Origin of the sequence: Advenella incenata, assembly GCF_004217095.1 — a bacterium.
Classification (GTDB): domain Bacteria; phylum Pseudomonadota; class Gammaproteobacteria; order Burkholderiales; family Burkholderiaceae_B; genus Advenella; species Advenella incenata.
This window is the reverse complement of sequence record NZ_SHKO01000005.1, coordinates 157,598-174,762: the sequence shown is the minus strand read 5'-3', so window position 1 is coordinate 174,762 and position 17,165 is coordinate 157,598. Positions and strand designations below refer to the sequence as shown.

At 54.9% G+C, this 17,165-nt stretch carries 16 protein-coding genes; 4 read left to right on the top strand and 12 right to left on the bottom strand.

The window, feature by feature from the left end; translation table 11 throughout:
* Position 1: 1 nt before the first annotated feature.
* Genes EV681_RS21315 through EV681_RS21300 form a run of 4 tightly spaced genes read right to left on the bottom strand, consistent with a single transcriptional unit; the run spans position 2 to position 4,580 of the window.
* Positions 2-1,216, bottom strand: a complete 1,215-nt coding sequence (locus EV681_RS21315) for an ABC transporter substrate-binding protein (RefSeq protein ID WP_128396515.1) — start codon at positions 1,214-1,216, stop codon at positions 2-4.
* Between the two features lie 26 nt (positions 1,217-1,242).
* Positions 1,243-2,673, bottom strand: coding sequence for an NAD-dependent succinate-semialdehyde dehydrogenase (locus EV681_RS21310; RefSeq protein ID WP_130305182.1), 1,431 nt, complete (start codon positions 2,671-2,673; stop codon positions 1,243-1,245).
* A gap of 4 nt (positions 2,674-2,677) precedes the next feature.
* Positions 2,678-3,655: a Bug family tripartite tricarboxylate transporter substrate binding protein gene (locus EV681_RS21305; RefSeq protein ID WP_130305181.1), complete on the bottom strand. Its 978-nt coding sequence runs from the start codon at positions 3,653-3,655 to the stop codon at positions 2,678-2,680.
* Positions 3,656-3,683: 28 nt separating this feature from the next.
* On the bottom strand, positions 3,684-4,580 hold the full coding sequence (locus EV681_RS21300; protein WP_128396512.1) for an NAD(P)-dependent oxidoreductase: 897 nt from the start codon (positions 4,578-4,580) through the stop codon (positions 3,684-3,686).
* A gap of 195 nt (positions 4,581-4,775) precedes the next feature.
* On the opposite strand from EV681_RS21300, the gene puuE reads away from it, so the two are divergent.
* A complete protein-coding gene (gene puuE / locus EV681_RS21295; protein WP_128396511.1) occupies positions 4,776-5,717 on the top strand; it encodes an allantoinase PuuE in 942 nt (313 codons plus the stop codon).
* Between the two features lie 101 nt (positions 5,718-5,818).
* Here puuE and maiA read toward each other — a convergent pair whose 3' ends face one another.
* From maiA to EV681_RS21270, 5 genes are all read right to left on the bottom strand, one after another.
* Entirely contained in the window at positions 5,819-6,457 is a 639-nt protein-coding gene (gene maiA, locus EV681_RS21290) for a maleylacetoacetate isomerase (RefSeq protein WP_128396510.1), read from the bottom strand.
* 37 nt (positions 6,458-6,494) lie between these two features.
* Positions 6,495-7,202, bottom strand: coding sequence for a fumarylacetoacetate hydrolase family protein (locus tag EV681_RS21285; RefSeq protein WP_128396509.1), 708 nt, complete (start codon positions 7,200-7,202; stop codon positions 6,495-6,497).
* A gap of 92 nt (positions 7,203-7,294) precedes the next feature.
* The gene (locus EV681_RS21280; protein ID WP_128396508.1) at positions 7,295-8,428 is read right to left on the bottom strand and encodes a cupin domain-containing protein; all 1,134 of its coding nucleotides are present in this window, start codon (positions 8,426-8,428) and stop codon (positions 7,295-7,297) included.
* A 19-nt stretch (positions 8,429-8,447) separates the two neighbouring features.
* On the bottom strand, positions 8,448-9,434 hold the full coding sequence (locus tag EV681_RS21275; RefSeq protein ID WP_128396507.1) for a Bug family tripartite tricarboxylate transporter substrate binding protein: 987 nt from the start codon (positions 9,432-9,434) through the stop codon (positions 8,448-8,450).
* A gap of 41 nt (positions 9,435-9,475) precedes the next feature.
* Positions 9,476-10,681: a 3-hydroxybenzoate 6-monooxygenase gene (locus EV681_RS21270; RefSeq protein ID WP_128396506.1), complete on the bottom strand. Its 1,206-nt coding sequence runs from the start codon at positions 10,679-10,681 to the stop codon at positions 9,476-9,478.
* Between the two features lie 138 nt (positions 10,682-10,819).
* Here EV681_RS21270 and EV681_RS21265 point away from each other — a divergent pair, with 138 nt between their 5' ends.
* Complete coding sequence (locus EV681_RS21265) at positions 10,820-11,752, top strand: LysR substrate-binding domain-containing protein (protein ID WP_128396505.1); 933 nt, start codon at positions 10,820-10,822, stop codon at positions 11,750-11,752.
* Between the two features lie 111 nt (positions 11,753-11,863).
* Here the strand turns inward: EV681_RS21265 and EV681_RS21260 are convergent, their stop codons facing one another.
* Together EV681_RS21260 and EV681_RS21255 are read right to left on the bottom strand one after the other, a co-directional pair.
* A complete protein-coding gene (locus EV681_RS21260; RefSeq protein WP_130305180.1) occupies positions 11,864-13,219 on the bottom strand; it encodes an FAD-dependent oxidoreductase in 1,356 nt (451 codons plus the stop codon).
* 22 nt (positions 13,220-13,241) lie between these two features.
* On the bottom strand, positions 13,242-14,210 hold the full coding sequence (locus tag EV681_RS21255; RefSeq protein WP_130305179.1) for a Bug family tripartite tricarboxylate transporter substrate binding protein: 969 nt from the start codon (positions 14,208-14,210) through the stop codon (positions 13,242-13,244).
* A 121-nt stretch (positions 14,211-14,331) separates the two neighbouring features.
* On the opposite strand from EV681_RS21255, the gene EV681_RS21250 reads away from it, so the two are divergent.
* Both EV681_RS21250 and EV681_RS22605 read left to right on the top strand, forming a co-directional pair.
* The gene (locus EV681_RS21250) at positions 14,332-15,219 is read left to right on the top strand and encodes a LysR family transcriptional regulator (protein WP_128396502.1); all 888 of its coding nucleotides are present in this window, start codon (positions 14,332-14,334) and stop codon (positions 15,217-15,219) included.
* Positions 15,220-15,481: 262 nt separating this feature from the next.
* Positions 15,482-15,670 carry a hypothetical protein gene (locus EV681_RS22605; protein WP_128396501.1) on the top strand — a complete coding sequence of 63 codons (189 nt, stop codon included), beginning with the start codon at positions 15,482-15,484 and terminating at the stop codon, positions 15,668-15,670.
* Between the two features lie 96 nt (positions 15,671-15,766).
* Here the strand turns inward: EV681_RS22605 and EV681_RS21245 are convergent, their stop codons facing one another.
* Complete coding sequence (locus EV681_RS21245) at positions 15,767-17,152, bottom strand: saccharopine dehydrogenase family protein (protein ID WP_130305178.1); 1,386 nt, start codon at positions 17,150-17,152, stop codon at positions 15,767-15,769.
* Between the last annotated feature and the right edge of the window lie 13 nt (positions 17,153-17,165).

Below are 17,165 nucleotides of genomic sequence, written 5' to 3'. Positions count from 1 at the left end.
GTTATTTACTCCCCTTGACCAGCGGACATTCGCTTTCGGACAGCGGATTGAAAGCGTCGGCGCCCGCAACCGTTTTTTCTATGTTGTAGTAATCCCAAGGTTCTTTTGACTCTTCTGGTTTCTTCACGGACACCAGATACACGTCGTGTATCAGCTTGCCATCTTCGCGCAAAGAGGCGTTTCTGGCAAAAGCATCGTGTATTTTCATGTTTTTCAGGGCTTTGATAACGTCAGCCACATCATCGCTTTTTGCCTGTTCGACGGCACGCAGGTAGTTCAGCACCGCAGAATATTGGCCAGCCTGCAATGCAGTTGGCATTTTTTTCATTTCCTTATAGAACCTGCTGGAAAATTTTCTGGTCTCATCGTCCATATTCCAGTAGAAGGTCTCGGCAAAGTTCATGCCTTGTGCCGCCTGCAGGCCTACGCCGTGCACATCAGTAATGCTCATGAGCATGGCAACGATTTTCTGGCTGGCAGTTAGCCCAAATTCATTGGCCTGTTTGATTTCATTTTGCAAATCGGCACCGGCGCTGGCAAAGGCCACTGCATCTGCCTGGCTTTGCTGTGCTGTCAGCAGAAACGAAGAAAAATCATTGCCGGGGAAAGGATACCGGGTGCTGCCAATGACCTGGCCGCCGCTCTCCTTGATAAAGCGCTGACCATCGCTTTCCAGCGCATGGCCAAATGAGTAGTCCGCGGTCAGGAAATACCATTTTTTTGCGCCATCCTGCACCAGTGGCACGGTGCCGACCTTGGCCAGCGCGTAAGTATCGTAGACCCACATCAGGTTAGTCGGTGAACAGTCTTTGCCCGTGATGCGTGATGCACCGGCGCCTGTCACAATGGTCATTTTGTTTTTGATTTTTGCCAGATTCATGACCGAGAGTGCGACTGCGCTGTTGCCCAGCTCAGTAATCACGTCGACATTCTCGCGGTCCAGCCACTCCCTCGCTTTGGCCGAGCCCACATCTGCCTTGTTCAGATGATCGGCGGTAATCACTTCGACAGGTTTGCCCAGAACCTTGCCGCCAAATTCTTCGACAGCGATTTTGGTGGCAAGAATGGATCCTGGGCCAACGTTACCGGAATAGGTGCCGGATACGTCGGTCAATACGCCTATTTTTACAACGTCATCGGATATGGCGCCGCTAGCAACGCTTGCATAGCCACCGCAGAGCGCGGCCATGCTGATTGCCAATTTTCTCATTTTCATAATTGTCTCCTGGCTGATATTGTTATTTATAGCTGGCTGATGTACTTGGTATTGATAAATTGCTCCAGACCTTCGATGCCGCCTTCCTTACCAAGGCCGCTGTCTTTGAGCCCGCCGAACGGCGTTTCCGGCAAGGAGGCCTGACAATGATTAATACATACCACACCGCTTTGGATCCTGTCGGAGGCCCGTTTGGCTGTCCGGCTGTTGAGGGTGAACACATAAGAGGCCAGCCCAAAGGGCAGGCGATTTGCTTCACTGATTGCTTGGTCAAACGTTGAAAACGACCGGATCAGCGCCAGGGGGCCGAAAGGTTCTGTATTGGCGGCGATACACTGGTTGTTGAAATCCCGGATTACCGTGGGCTGCACAAACCAGCCTTTGCCTTTGATGACCTGGCCGCCGGCAACAATTTTGGCTCCGTTGGCTACCGCATCTTCAATGAGTTGTGACATGGCGGCATGTCGCCGCGGGTTTGCCATGGGGCCCATTTTTACGTCGTTGTCAAAGCCATTGCCGATCGTGATTTTGCTGACGGCGTCGGCCATTTTTTCGATGAAGGCTTCATAAATCGAATCCTGCACATAGATGCGTGTGGGCGATGTGCAGATCTGGCCGGAATTTCTGAATTTGGCAGCGGTGATATTTTTGACTGCTTCGTCAATATCACAATCGTCAAAAACCAGGACAGGGGCGTGTCCGCCCAGCTCCAGCGTGAGTCTCTTGAGGGTAGGCGCCGCCAGGGCCGCCAAATGTTTACCGATCGCAGTGGATCCGGTAAAGGTCACCATTTTTATTTCCGGTGCCGCCATCAATTGTTCCGAAATACTGCCCGGTTCGCCGAATACGACATTGAGCACACCGGCCGGCAACCCGGCATCCACCACGGCGCGGGCGATCTGAAGCGCGACGCCGGCCGTCTCTTCGGATGGTTTGATCACTATCGTGCATCCGGCAGCCAGCGCGCCCGCAATCTTGCGCGAGGGTGTGATGGCCGGCGCGTTCCAGCCCGCGAATGCCGCGACCGGCCCTACCGGCTCCTGGATGACCATCTGGCGAATGTCACGGTTGCGGCTGGGAATAATTCGACCATAAAGACGGCGGGCTTCTTCTGCTGCCCACTCAAACATTTCCGCAGCGACAATCACTTCGCCCATGGCTTCGGCCAGGGGTTTGCCCAGCTCATAGGTGATGGTTCGGGCAACCTGCTCCTGCCGTTGTCGCAGCAGGGCGCCGGTCTGCCGCAGGATGTCCGAGCGGGCGAGGGCAGAGGTGTCTCGCCATTGGGCAAATGCCTTATCGGCGGCCGCAATGGCGCTGGCCACGTCATGCTGCGTTGCCATCGGCAGTTTTCCCAACACCTGTTCTGTTGCCGGGTCTATCACCTCAATTGTTTCCCTGCCGGTTGCGTCGATCCACTGCCCGTCAATCAACAGGGCCAGTTGCGTGTATTGCATAGGTCTACTCCACTTGTTCTATGTTGGCTTTCTTTATTACACCGGACCAGCGCGTCATCTCGGACCGGATATGAGCAGCGAATTCATCGGCAGTGCCGACAAAGGGAGACTGCCCCAGCGTTGCCAGTTTTTCTTTGGCCTGATCGGTTGACATGACCTCGGTGATGGCAGCATTGAGCTTGGCGACAATTTCCGGGGGCATATCTGCCGGTCCGAGTACGCCATTCCAGGGCTCTGCACTAAAGCCGTTGATGCCGCTTTCGCTGGCAACGGTTGGCATGCCCGGCTTCAGTTGGGACGCGCCGGTACTGGCAATGCCCAGGGCCTTCATTTTTCCTGCGGCAATTTGGGGGTCTGCTGCGATAATGCTCAGAAAGGCCATATCAACGCGCCCCGCCACCAGATCGGATACCGCGGCAGAATCACCCTTATAAGGTATATGGGTAATATCGATACCCGACTGGCTTTTGAACCATTCTCCGGCCAAGTGGTTGACTGCGCCATTACCTGCAGAGGCAAATGTCAGGGTGCCCGGTTGTTTCTTTGCACCCTGCACCAGGCTATTGATGGACGTGTAAGGCGAGGAGGCGGGCACGACCAGCAGATACGGATAACTGGCAACCGGGGCAATCGGGGTCAACTCCTTGAATACGTCGAATTTCACATTTTTCTTGAATACCGGTTCGATCGACAAGGTGCTGCTGCTTCCCAGCATGAGGGTATAACCATCCGGCTTTTCCTTTTTTACCGATTGCAGGGCCAGAACGCCCGTAGCGCCCGGCCGGTTCTCCACGACGATGGTTTGCCCGAGTTTTTCGGACAGGCCCTGCGCAAGATACCGTCCCACGATATCGGTAGGCCCGCCAGCTGAGAATCCGATGACCAGCTTCACCGGCTTTTCGGGATAGGCTGCAGCGGCCGATAGCGGCAGGGCCAGCACACACGCAGCCAGTAGCCCGGCTCCGACTGTTTTTCTATACATGATATTTCCTTTGAGGGACCGCCGTTGGCTATGCGTAACCTTTTTCGATCAGTTTGACCATGACCGGGTAGTACTCCTTGACGAACCCTGCATCGCGAGTCTGCTCAAGCAGCGAATGGGTCAGTTTGGCGGCTTTGGCATCGACCTTCCCATCTTCAGCCAGCGTCAGCGCCAGCCTGATATCCTTGATGGCATATTCGGTAGGGAAGGTTTTTTCAGGGAAAGTATCTTTCGATAATGCCTTCAGGCCGGGATTGCGCAATACAAAGCTATCGGCAGAGCCTTTGGTCAGGGCATCGAACATCAGGGCCGGGTCTACGCCGGCACGCTTGCCGATAACCAGTGACTCGGCAAGCGCCTGTACCGTCATGAAGACAATCATGTTATTCATTATCTTGACGACCTGACCGCATCCTGTCTGTCCGCAAAGGACAATATCGCTGCCCATGGTTTCCAGATAGGGCTTGATCATCTCGAAGATATTCGGCTCGGCGCCAACGGTAATCAGCAACGTGCCGTTTTTTGCGGCCTCCCGCATGCGGGCAACCGGCGCATCAATCAGTGTGACGCCCTGTTTTTGCAATGCCAGAGCCAGTTCACGCGTGCGGGCGACGTCGCTGGTGCTCATATCCACGACAAATTTAATGCGGCTGTTGCCCTCCGAGAATAGCCCGTCATCGCCCAGGCAGACCTCTTCGACCTGACTGATGCTTGGCAGGGAGAGAAACACGATGTCGCTGTCCTGTGCTAGTTGTTTCAGCGATCCTGATGCTATAGCGCCCATTGCTTCAAGGCGCCCGACTGGCTCGGGCTGGACATCATAAACGTGGACCTTGCCCTTGCCACTGCGAATCAGATTGGCACACATGAACTCGCCCATTACGCCAACCCCGATAAAACCCAATACGTTGCTGCTATCTTTCATTTACTGTCTCCTGATCGAATCTATTTTTATGTATCTTAGGAGACTGGATCATGGCCGTTATGAAAAGAAATCAATGGAGCGTTCTGCTTTTGTGTAAGCTTAAGGCCTGTTCAAGAGGCTGGCCGGGTGGCATTCGTCTGGCGGCACGTGCAGATCGCCTTATCCCGATGTATTTCGTTCTATGGAGTTATACCTGTGACCTTATCTACCGCATATCCCCGTGATTTGATTGGCTATGGCCGCAAGCCGCCCCAGGCAAACTGGCCGGGAAAAGCGCAGATTGCCTTGCAGTTTGTCCTGAATTATGAAGAAGGGGGCGAAAACTGCGTGCTTCATGGAGATGCGGGATCCGAACAGTTTTTGTCGGAAATCATTGGCGCTGCATCGTATGCCGACCGTCATCTTTCCATGGAGTCCATATACGAGTATGGTTCCCGCGCGGGCGTCTGGCGCATTCTGCGCGAGTTTGAGCGGCGTGGCCTGCCGCTTACCGTCTTTGCGGTAGGCATGGCGCTGGAGCGCAACCCTGAGGTTGCGCGGGCTTTCGTGGAGCTGGGGCACGAGGTGGCATGTCATGGTTATCGCTGGATTCATTATCAGAATACGCCTGAGCATATTGAGCGTGAACATATGCGACAGTGCGTCGAGGTAGTGTCAGCCTTGTTGGGCCATCATCCCGAGGGTTGGTACACCGGCCGTGACAGCCCCAATACCCGTCGATTAGTCGTGCAAGAGGGTGGTTTCCTTTACGACTCGGACTACTACGGTGATGACTTGCCCTTTTGGACAGAAGTTCAATTGGACAACAATCAAAAAAAGCCGCAGTTGATTGTTCCTTATACCCTTGATACGAACGACATGCGCTTTGCATCGCCACAGGGTTTCAACAGCGGCGAGCAGTTTTTCAATTATCTAAAAGACGCATTTGATGTGTTGTATGCAGAAGGGCAGGATACGCCCAAAATGATGTCGGTCGGGCTGCATTGCCGTATCATCGGCCGACCAGGTCGTTTTGCCGCCCTGCAGCGGTTTCTTGACTATGTGCAGCAGCGTGATCTTGTGTGGATAACGACCCGTGCTGCGATTGCGCGGCATTGGATGAAGGCGCATCCGTGGTCTCAAGCACAAGGTAGATAACATTTCATTTATAGTTACGCCAGCCAGACAGTAAGATAAGTCATTACCAATGCAGCCGGATAGCTCGCACAACGCATCGTGCAGACTATCCGAATCTGTTTTCAGGCATCAGGCTGCGCCATGGGTTCTGCCTTTGCAAAAGCGGGCAGTGCACTGCAGGCTTTTTCAACAGCACAGATCAATGGCCATTGAGTCATATCGACATTAAAACGACGGGCGCTTTCTATCTGAGGAATCAAATAAACATCGGCAATGGAGGGTGCGTTGCCGAAGCAAAATCCCTGGCGATTCCGATCCTTTGCCAATAACGTCTCTATGGCATCAAAGCCAGCGCTTATCCAATGGCCGCACCAGGCGTCTATGGCCGTGTCGTCGCCGCTGAAATTTTTGCGCAGATACTGCAGGATACGGCGGTTATTGATAGGGTGTACGTCGCAGCCGACAATGGCAGCCAGCGCACGCACATGGGCGCGTGCCTCAGGGTCTTTTGGCAACAGCGCCGGCTCGGGGTAACGCTCCTCCAGCCATTCGATAATGGCGGTAGACTGAATCAGCGTTCTGCCGTCATCCATGGTAAGGGCGGGGACCAGTCCCTGCGGGTTGATGGCCTTGTACGGGCCTTCGGATTGTTCGTCCACGCGGAGATCCACCGGTATATAGTCCGGCGCGAGTCCCTTGAGGTTGAGCGCAATGCGCAAGCGATGAGATGTTCCGCTGCGGAAAAAGCTGTAAAGTTTCATGTTTATTCCTGCTTTTCTTTACCGATCCTGCAACGCGTTATGCGGGCTGGCCTACGTTCAATTCAATATCACCCACGCCTTGCACGCGGCCGGTTATCTTGTCGCCGGGCACGACGGCACCGACGCCTTCCGGGGTGCCTGTGTAAATCAGGTCGCCCGGCTGCAAGTGGTAGAACAGGGACAGATCTGCAATGATTTCACGGATATTCCAGATCAGCTTGTCGATATTGGAACGTTGCTTGACTGCGCCGTTTACCGATAGCTCAATGGCGCCTTGCTCTATTACCTTGCCCGGCATTGGCAGAATTGGTGATGCAATGGCTGAATTTTCCACGTCTTTACCCAGGTCCCAAGGTCGTCCCTTATCGCGCGCGACCAGTTGCAGGTCCCGGCGGGTCATGTCCAGGCCGCAGGCATAGCCATAGATGCTCTCATGTGCCTGGTCCGCAGAAATACGGAACCCTGCTTTGCCAATGGCGACGACCAGTTCCATTTCAAAATGGTAGTTGCTGGTTTCCGGTGGATATGGGACGGTAGCGCCTGACAGTGTCAGGGTTTGCGCACTTTTGGTAAAGTAGAAAGGGCGCTCTGTGCTCTTGTCTACGGGTTTGCCCATCTCAGCGGCATGGGCGTGATAGTTTCGCCCCACAAAAAACAGACGGTTGATCGGCAAGTGCTGTTCAGTGCCCACTATGGGCAGGGTTTGTGCGGGACGGGGTGTCCAAAGATAATTGACTGTAGTCATGGTGTTTCCGATTTGAAATAAGCATACAGCCCAGAAGTCTGGGATGGTGAAAGCGAAAGTGAGCAGGACATGAGGGCTTCGAGCCCGGCACGTCAGGGCGTATCGAACTGTTCACGATAGGCATGGACGGCTTCAACAATAGGGGTATCGCTGAAGCGGAAAAGGTCCAGCGATGCATGGTCTGCAGCACAGATGGCGGTGAAAGGCTGCCACGAGGGTATAACAAACATGTCGCCACGCTTTACCTCCCATTGGTGCTCGCCGACGGTGACACTTCCCTGCCCATCAAATACCTGGATCACAGATGAGCCGACTTCGCGTTTGGTTCGAGTATGTGCGCCGCTGCGTATGCGATGCATCTCACAGCGAATGGTGGGAAGCACGTCACGGCCATTCATTGGATTGGTGTAGCGCACGGCTGCATGGCCTGGGCTTAGCGTGGCGCTGTAGCCCTCATCTTCCAGTGCGAGCTGTTCGCTCAGTGCGCGGTCCGTGTCCTCCCAGCGGTAGGCCAGCAATGGGGTGGCGGCCTGATCTGCCTGTTGCGATACAGGGCGCAAGCCCGGATGGGCCCAAAGGCGTTCGGAGCGCGACCTGGCTGGCTTGATATACTCCTGAGGATCGAGCTTGTCGCGCCCGACTTCGAAGAACTGCGATTCCGTGTAGGAGGAAAAAGGGATGTCCAAACCGTCAATCCAGGCCATTGGCTCGATCGACGCGTTATGGTGGGCGTGCCAGTTCCAGCCGCCTTGCGGCAGAAAGTCGCCACGCGACATACGCACAGAATCGCCATTGACCACGGTCCAGACGCCTTCGCCTTCTACGATGAACCGAAAGGCGTGCTGGGTATGGCGATGTTCGGGCGCATCTTCGCCAGGCATCAGGTACTGGATGGCCGCCCAAAGCGTGGGTGTGGCAAAGGGGCGCCCGCCAAGCGCGGGGTTGGCCAGCGCAATGGCACGGCGTTCTCCGCCTCGGCCTACCGGTACGATACGGCCTGCTTCGTTGGCCAGTTGCACCAGCCGATCCCAACGCCAAACGTGGGCGCTGGCCTTGCTTTTCGGATGCATCGGCATCAGGTCACCAATTTCTGTCCACAATGGCACCAGCATCTCGCGCTCAAAACCGCGGTATAGCTGTTCCAGTTCTGGGGTTGGCTCCGGTTGGCCGGGGGAGGCGATGGCAGTTAACCGGACAGGCGAGGGAATGGCATTAATCACGCTCATGGCAATGGTTCCTATATGTTTAATCCAAACTGATGTTGGCACTGTCTATCAGGTCTTTGTACGTGGCCGATTTTTGGTCAAGGCGTTCGCGCAATTGGGTCAGCGTCCAGCTCAACGGCTCGAAGGCAAAGGAATCAAAGCGCTTGCGCACCTCGGGGTCACGCAGGATCTCTGAAATATCGGCGTGGATCTTGTCACGTATTTCTACCGGCAGACCCTTGGGTGCGACAAGCGATACGATCGAATTGACGTCCAGTTGTGCAGGTCCACCGGCCTGCGCGACGGTGGGCACATTGGGATACAGGCTGTGGCGTTGGGGGGCGGCAATGGCGAGGTAGCGAAGTTTGCCGCTGTCGTATACCGGTCGGGTGGACGGGATGGTGCCAAACGCCCAGTCCACTTCTGCGTTGGCTACCGCTGTGTACAATTGGCTTACTTCCTTGTAGGGAATGTGCAGCATCTTGCTGTTTGTCAGCGAGCTCAGCCATTCCCCACCCAAATGACCAGGACTGCCGACAAACCAGGACCCATAAGTGACGCTGTCGGGGCGCTTTTTAGCCGCGTCGATCAGCTCGGTCAGGTTTTTCCAGGGGGATTTTTCACTGACGGCTATCATGAATGGTGTGTAAAACAAGGGTGCGACCAGATCAAATTTCTCCAGCGGGAAATAGTGGCGGGCCTTGTATAAATGCGGGAGCGCCGAAATATGTTCGCTATCGAGCTGTAGCAGGGAATAGCCATCAGGCTTACGTTTGCTGACTGCCTCCAATGCAATGAAGCCACCGCCGCCAGGGCGGTTTTCAACTACCACTGGCTGTTTCCACTTCTTGCCAAGCTCTTGGCTCAGGATACGTAGCACCACGTCAGGACCGCTGCCGATGGAAAATGCGGTGTACAGCGTGACGGTTTTTTGAGGGTAATCGGAGGCCTGCGCCCATGCAGTGCTGGTCAGGCAACTGATGGCAAGCGCGCCTGCCATCAGGGTACGGCGTTTGCGAAAAAACATGGTTTGTCTCCTGGAGTATTTTTATTTTTTGACGGTAGCCGTCAAAGCCGATAGCCCTGCATGCAGTTTTGTGCATTCCATCCGTATAACCACTGCAGGTTGTCATAGAAACGAGATTGCGGCGTGTCTTTCCAAAGCGAGTTTCGAACGGCCCGCTCTACACCTGCTGCATGATAGATTCGCCCCATCTCGCGCGTGGACCAGACGACACGGGCACTGCGTGGTATGCGCAACGACTCGTATAGCCTGAAGGCTGCAGGCAGGTCCCCGTGGCATTGCTCAATGGACAAGCCAAGTGTGACGGCGTCTTCAAGTGCCATGCACGCGCCCTGAGCCATGTACTGCGACATGGGGTGTGCCGCGTCGCCCAAAAGGGTTGCCCGCCCAACGCTCCAGTGCTGGACCGGCTCGCGGTCCGCAGTAGCCCAGCGACGCCAGGAGTTTGGCAGATCGAGTAATTGCCTGGGGCGTTCATGTATGCCTTCGAAATAGGAAAGCACTTCTTCCTGGCTGCCATCACGCGCGCCCCATTCTTCCTGTTGTCGACTGTGAAAGGTGACCACCAGATTGTATTGCTCGCCGCCACGCAACGGGTAGTGCACGAGGTGGCAGCGGGGTCCTGCCCAGAGTACCGGCGCATTGATACGCAGGTCGTCAGGCATGTTCTCTTTGTCTACTACAGCACGGTAAACCACATGTCCGGTCACACGCGTGGTGTCACCGATAAGGTGATCACGCAGCACGGATTTAACGCCGTCACAGCCTATAACGACATCAGCCTGGAAAACGTGGCCCGCTGCGTCCGTCACCTGGGCGTATTCGTCTGTCTGGGTGAAGGTCTTGATTTGCGTGGATGTTTGAAACGAGATCAGCGGGTCGTTCCGGACCCCGTTTAGAATGGCGCCGTGGATGTCGGCCCGGTGAATCACCGCATAAGGGCCGTTGAAACGCTCGCGGAACGCCTGACCCGTCTGGACACGCAAAATCTCGGTGTTGTCGACTGCGTCCATCATAATGATGTGATCGGTAAATACGGCGCATTGCCTGGCTGTTTCGCCCACACCCAGTGCATCAAGTGCGGAAAAGGCATTGGGCCCCAATTGGATGCCGGCGCCGATTTCACCAATCTGTGAAGCCTGCTCCAGCAATTGCACTTGAATGCCTTGACGGGTCAGAGCCAAAGCGGCCGCAAGGCCACCGATGCCACCACCTACAATAATGGCGCTCTGCGGTTGTTTTGTCGTCATGGTTGTCTCCTTCTATTGCCACATTTTCATTCATTATGGATCCATAGACATATAATTTAAAATGAAATATTATTATCATCCATATGAAAAACAATATACCTAGTCCTTATAATCTGAACCTTATCATCTGAGCCCACCATGGATTGGACCCACCGGCTGCGACTGCGCCACGTAAAAATGCTGCTTAGCCTGGCGCAAACGCACAACATAAGTCATTCCGCAGCAAAACTGCATACGACTCAGCCAGGACTGTCCAAATGGTTGAAAGACCTTGAGGACGATATTGGCTTGCCCTTATTCGAGCGTCATGCACGTGGTCTGATTCCGACACCCTATGGAGAAATGCTGATTGCTCACGCCAGGCAAATCGACATTCAGCTGGATCGCGCCAGCAGTGATATGGAAATGCTCCGTGAAGGCGGCAGCGGGCGGGTCATGATCGGCGCCAGCGGTGTTGCCGCCTCTGACACTGTACCGCTGGCCATCATGCGGCTGCTGACGCATATGCCAAAGGCTCGGGTGAATCTTGTTGAAGGAACCACTGACCGGTTGATTTCTCAGCTCGAGCAGGGGGCGCTGGACATCGTGTTGGGTCGTGCCGATACGGATCTGGGCAGCCCCAGTCTGGAGACCGAGAACCTGTTCTTTGATGGTATTCACTTTGTCGTGCGTCCTGGTCACCCGCTTTTGCAAGTCAACCCCCTGCGCTGGTCGGATTTGCATGCTTATCGCTGGTTAGTCTGGCCAAAAGGCACACCGGTGCGCAACGCACTGGATGTTGCACTGGCAGCGGCTGGGCAGAACCTGGCGCAGGATACGATAGAGACCAATTCGGTCACAGCCAATCTCATGTTCCTGAACAATAGTGACATGATCGGCGTGGCCTCGGTTCGAGCCTCCCTGCGTCTGGCGCAACTGAATGTACTGAGTATCCTGCCAATGCGCTTGTCCGGATCAGGGGCCGTCGCTATGTACTGGAGCAAGGAAGCGTTCATGTCGCATGCCTTGCGCCTGGCAATGAACTGCTTGCGCGAAGTCGCGCATGAGTATGATACTGAATCTGAGATATAGTCTCCGGTTTTCAATACCCGATCTTGTTGCCTGTGCGCAAGCGCATTGCCCGAATCTGCCGCGTATTGGTCGAGGTCCGGGCATGGACCTCGGGGCAGGTCCATCTTGGCTTCATGGCTCCAGCAGGCATCCGTCCGCGCGCAAGGTTTGCTGCAAATGTACGGGATCGAACGTTTGCAACGGAGCTGTGCCAGCCATTGCGGCGGCGGTGCCGGCCGCCTGACCCATAACGAAACAGGCGCCGCTGGCCCTGGCTGCAGACTGCCCCTCGTGAGTCATTGAGGCACAGCGCCCGGCAACCAGCAGATTTTGCACCTGCGCCGGCACCAGCATCCGCCACGGCAGATCGTTGTACGCCCGGTCTGGATCGGAAGGGAATCCCCATGAAATACCGCCGGATTGATGCAATTCCATCGGCCAGGCGTTAAGGCCGATCCTGTCTTCAAAGCGGGCAGAGCCGATGATGTCGTCACCCGTCAGCGCATAACATCCCTGAATGCGACGTGTTTCACGAATGCCGATCTGTGGCGCAATTTCAACGATGCGCGCTTCAGAGAAACCCGGAATCTGTTCGCGAAGAAACTGAAAGTATTCAAGTACCTGGCGTCTGCCTTCTATCTCTCCGGCGCTCAGCTCATTGGCATCCACTGCGTTCAAGGCGCGACCATCGGCGTTGGCAATTTGCGTGACATTGGCTCGCCATTCGGAAGAATGGATTTGCGGTCTGAGGATGGCGCCCTCTCGCGGGAAGCGATATCGTCCCGGGTATTCCCGCTGCACACGCTCCATAAAGTCGTTGATGGCTTTGAATTCACCCACTGCAGGCAATGCTTGCGAGGCGTCCACATGGCCGACACGAAACATCGTCGTCGGAAAGAGTCCGCTGCCGTGCCCGTCACCGATTTCATGGGGTACCCCTGCAAATACTGCCACGTCTGCATCGCCTGAGCAGTCAACGAAAACGTTGGCCCGGATCGCCTGCCTGCCTGATTTGGTCTCGACCACCAGGGCATTGATGCGGGTACCGTCCATAAGCACAGCGCAGGCATTGGCATGAAATAATAAGTTCACCCCTGATGCCAGCATCCATTGGTCGGCTGCGCATTTATATATGGACGTATCGTACGAGCGAACCCTGATGCGACCTTGCATTCCATCCTGAGGCCGGTTCAGTCCGCCCAGCGCTTCAATGCGCGACAGCAGATCATCTACTGCACCGCGCACCAGTTGCTGCATTTGACCGTTGTGGCGACCGTAAAGGCCAGCGAAATTGGTTACGCCGCCTGCGGTACCCATGCCCCCAAGAAAACCATAGGATTCCACCAGCAGCGTCTGAGCGCCATGGCGCGCGGCACTGGCTGCAGCGGCAAGTCCAGCGGGACCACCGCCGATGACAACAACGTCATACTCGCCAAAAATCGTAAGATTTCGCGATGGCTCCAATAAGGTAGATGGTAAAGTTGTCATGAATGTTGCCCTTGTCAGAATGTTAATCAAGTTTGATATTGTTTTGTTCGACCACCTGTTTCCAGCGTGCTAAATCGTCCTGCAGCAGCTTGCTGAAATCTGCTTGCGAGTTGCCCACCGGGTCCATGTACTGGGTTCGAAGTCTGCTCTGGACCGCCGGTTCAGCCAGGATCTGCACCAGATTTTCATGCAAGGTATTGACAATGGAGGCGGGGGTCTTGGCCGGCGCAATGAAGCCGATCCAGGCGTCTCCCTTTATGTTGGGCAGACCGCTTTCAGCCAACGTGGGTATGTCGGGAAGTGAAGGCGATCTGGCAGGCGAGGCGACAGCCAATGCCCGTAGCTTGCCTGCTTTAACATGAGGCATTACGGCGGCTGCGGGCAGTAGCGCCATGTCGACATCACCCGATAAAACTGCAGTGACCGCCGCACCCGATCCACGGTAGGGCACATGGACGGCATCTCCGCCTGTCTGGGCCACCAGGGCCGCCATTGCCAGATGCGAAATAGATCCAGCGCCGATAGACGCAAAACTGAGTTTTGAGTTGGCTTTCATCAAAGCGGCCAACTGCTTGGTATCGGCAGTGGCCAGTTTGGATCCGACCACCAGTACAGACGGTTGCGAGACCGCCACGGTGATCAATTCGATGTCCCGGGCGACGTCGTACGGCATGTTTCTGAACAATAGGGCATTGACGCCCAGCGCACCAGCAATGCTGACCCCGATCGTTTGCCCATCGGCATGTGCTTTGGCAACGACGTTGGTCCCGATATTGCCTGCTGCCCCGCTCTTGTTCTCTACGACAAAGGGTTGATGTAGTCTTGCCGCCAGGCGTTCACCAATCAGGCGAGCGGTAAAGTCCGGGGTAGAGCCGGCATCAAAAGGGACGATAATACTCACAGGCCCGGCAGGCCAATTGTTTGCAAGTGCACCTGTGCCAGAGATCGTGAGCGTGGCAAGAAAAAAAAGTCGAAGGGCGATCGATTTCATATGATGTCTCCTGGAAATGGCGGGTTGTGCCAGATATATCTGGTTCTTGTGTGCATTTTAGGGACCGGGTATCATTGCGTCGATCGAGGAGAGCTAATACACGCTAGCAGGAAATTAAATAATGGATATGAAGCTACTCGCTGTTTTTGATGAAATATATAAGACCCGCAGCGTCAGCCGGGCCGGCGAAAATCTCGGCATTCCGCAAACGTCGGTCAGCCTGGCGCTTGCGCGGTTACGGCGTCGCTTCAATGATCCGTTGTTCGTACGTACCGGTAATGGCATGATGCCAACCCCGCGGGCTGCTACGCTCGTACCGCAATTGCGTCAGGCTTTGCAATTGCTGCAGTCGGCCACTGAGCAGCAGGCTGAATTTGATCCGGCATCGTCGTTCAGGACGTTCAGAATATCCATGACGGACATCAGTCATCTTGAATTTATGCCGGCAATGATGAATAAATTGGCCAGGGTCGCGCCCAATGTCCAGATTGAAGTTCTGCGTATCCAGGCGGACACGGGAAAACTGCTGGAATCGGGGGATGCGGACCTGGCCATCGGTTATATGCCCGAGCTTGAGGCTGGTTTCTACCAACAGAAGCTGTTCAAGGACGGATTTGCTTGCGTGGTGCGACGCGACCATCCGCGTATTGACGCCAAACTGACCCTAAGCCGGTTCAAAAGTGAAAGACATGTTGTCCTGATTGCGGCAGGTACCGGAAACGAGATTGTTGAACGGGAGCTGAAACGTCAGGGAACACAGCGTAAAGTGGCCCTGTCGTTGCCTACCCTTCCGGGTGTCGGCAATTTGCTGGCGAACACCGATCTGATGGCCACGCTCCCCGGGCGGGTCGCCAAGATATTGGTCAAAATTGCGCATGTCAAGGCGCTCGCTCCGCCGTACAGATTTCCGGATTTTTCCATCAAGCAACACTGGCACGAGCGCTATCACCAGGATCCGGGGAACCGCTGGCTTCGCTCTACGGTAGCCGAGTTGTTTCTGGAGATTTGATCGGGTTCCTGAAAGCAAAACGCATCAACGATCGAATATCAAAATGGAAATACCAGATTCAATAACGTGATTTTCCCGGGATGCCCATCGTTGCCGAGTATGGTTATTTTTGAAGATCTATACTTTTTGTCGGCAAGAGGGCAGTGGTGTATGACGACAGGTTGTCTACAGGTGTACAAAGCGCTGGCCTTGTAATAAATATGACTTGTCTATGCAATAGACTCTGTGCTCGGTATCAATATATATCGCGGAGAGTAAACAGGTGAACGCTGAAATGGCATTCGATCCAGATGTGCTGAGAAATCAGATTGACATCTACAAAAGGCTAAAGCAGAACGGGTATTTGGAATCGGCTCAAAAGGAATTGGAGTCTATCGAGCATCAATTGGCGCTCGTGCAGCAATCAGATACTGCCCAATACGAAGAACTGAAGGCCGAGCTCGCGCTTTAAGCCAATCGGCAATGTGCTGTGGCATGGCGGCGTCAACCCCGGCAAGCGCGGTAGGGGTTGACGCTTTCACTATTTACGGCGAATGCCGGGTAACAATCAGCCGGTCAGGCGTTGCCGCGCTGCCATCATGTCGCGTTGATGGGATGGCGGGCTCTTTGCAAGCACGGCCTGATCATGGGCGAAATAGTCGAATGCCACTGTGCTGTCCGGTTCCTCGGTAGAGGTCAGGACCAGCAGTTCATTTTGCGGCTTCAGTACCCGATCGCCTTTGCTGTCACGCACGCGCGTAACCAGTCCCATCCGGTTCATGAGTTCGATAAACGGCGCGGGATCGAGTTCTTCTACATTGACCATATGCCCGACATCCCATGTGCCATCTGCAATCAGCATGGCGGCTGCGACAACGGGTACACCGGCAGTGTATGAAATGGCCTGGCTGCCCACTTCTTCGTAGCTCTCTTCATGATCACAAATGTTATAGATAAGCACTTCCTGCGGCACGCCATTCTTCATGCCCTTTACCAGATCGCCAATGCAGGTTTTGCCGGTGTATCCCGGGGCAAGTGACGCGGGATCGGGCAGCACAGCCTTGACAACCTTGAGCGGCACGATTTCATCACCTTCTGCCGTACGCACAGGTTTTTCAGAGAGCAGGCCCAGGCTGTTCAGGACGTTGAATACATTGATGTAATGGTCGCCAAAACCCATCCAGAACCGGATGTTGGGAACGCCCAGGTTTTTCGACATGGAATGCAGCTCATCATGGCCGGTCAGGTAGGTCGTGTGATTGCCAACCACGGGCATTTCCCATTGCTGGCGATGCTCGAACATCTTGCTGGCTTTCCAGCGGTTATGTTCCCAGGACCATACGGTAGAGGTGAACTCACGGAAGTTGATTTCAGGGTCGAAGTTGGTGGCAAAGTAGCGGCCATGGCTGCCGGCGTTGATGTCGATGATGTCAATGGAGTCGACCTGGTCAAAATAGGCATCCAGGGCAAAACGGCCATAGGCATTGACCACGCCAGGATCGAAACCGACGCCCAGCAGGGCTGTTACGCCGGCTTTTTTGCAGTCATCGCGTCGTTTCCATTCATGATTACCGTACCACGGTGGCTGCTCACATACCTTGTCCGGATCTTCGTGAATGGCGGTATCCAGATAGGCTGCACCGGTTTCTATGCAGGCAGTCATGACTGACATATTCAAAAAAGGCGAGCCAACATTGATGACAATCTGGCTGTCAGTTTCACGAATCAGCGTTTTTGTGGCCTCAATATCGAGCGCGTCCAGCTCGTGCGCCTGCAGGCGGCCAGGGCCGTGTTTATTGCCCTTGTCCTTGATAGAGGCAATAATGGCTTTGCATTTGGCCACAGTGCGTGATGCAATATGTATGTCGCCAAGCAAAATATTGTTCTGTGCGCATTTGTGTGCTGCCACGTGTGCGACGCCGCCGGCGCCGATGATCAGAACGTTGCGTTTCATTGGATAATCCCCC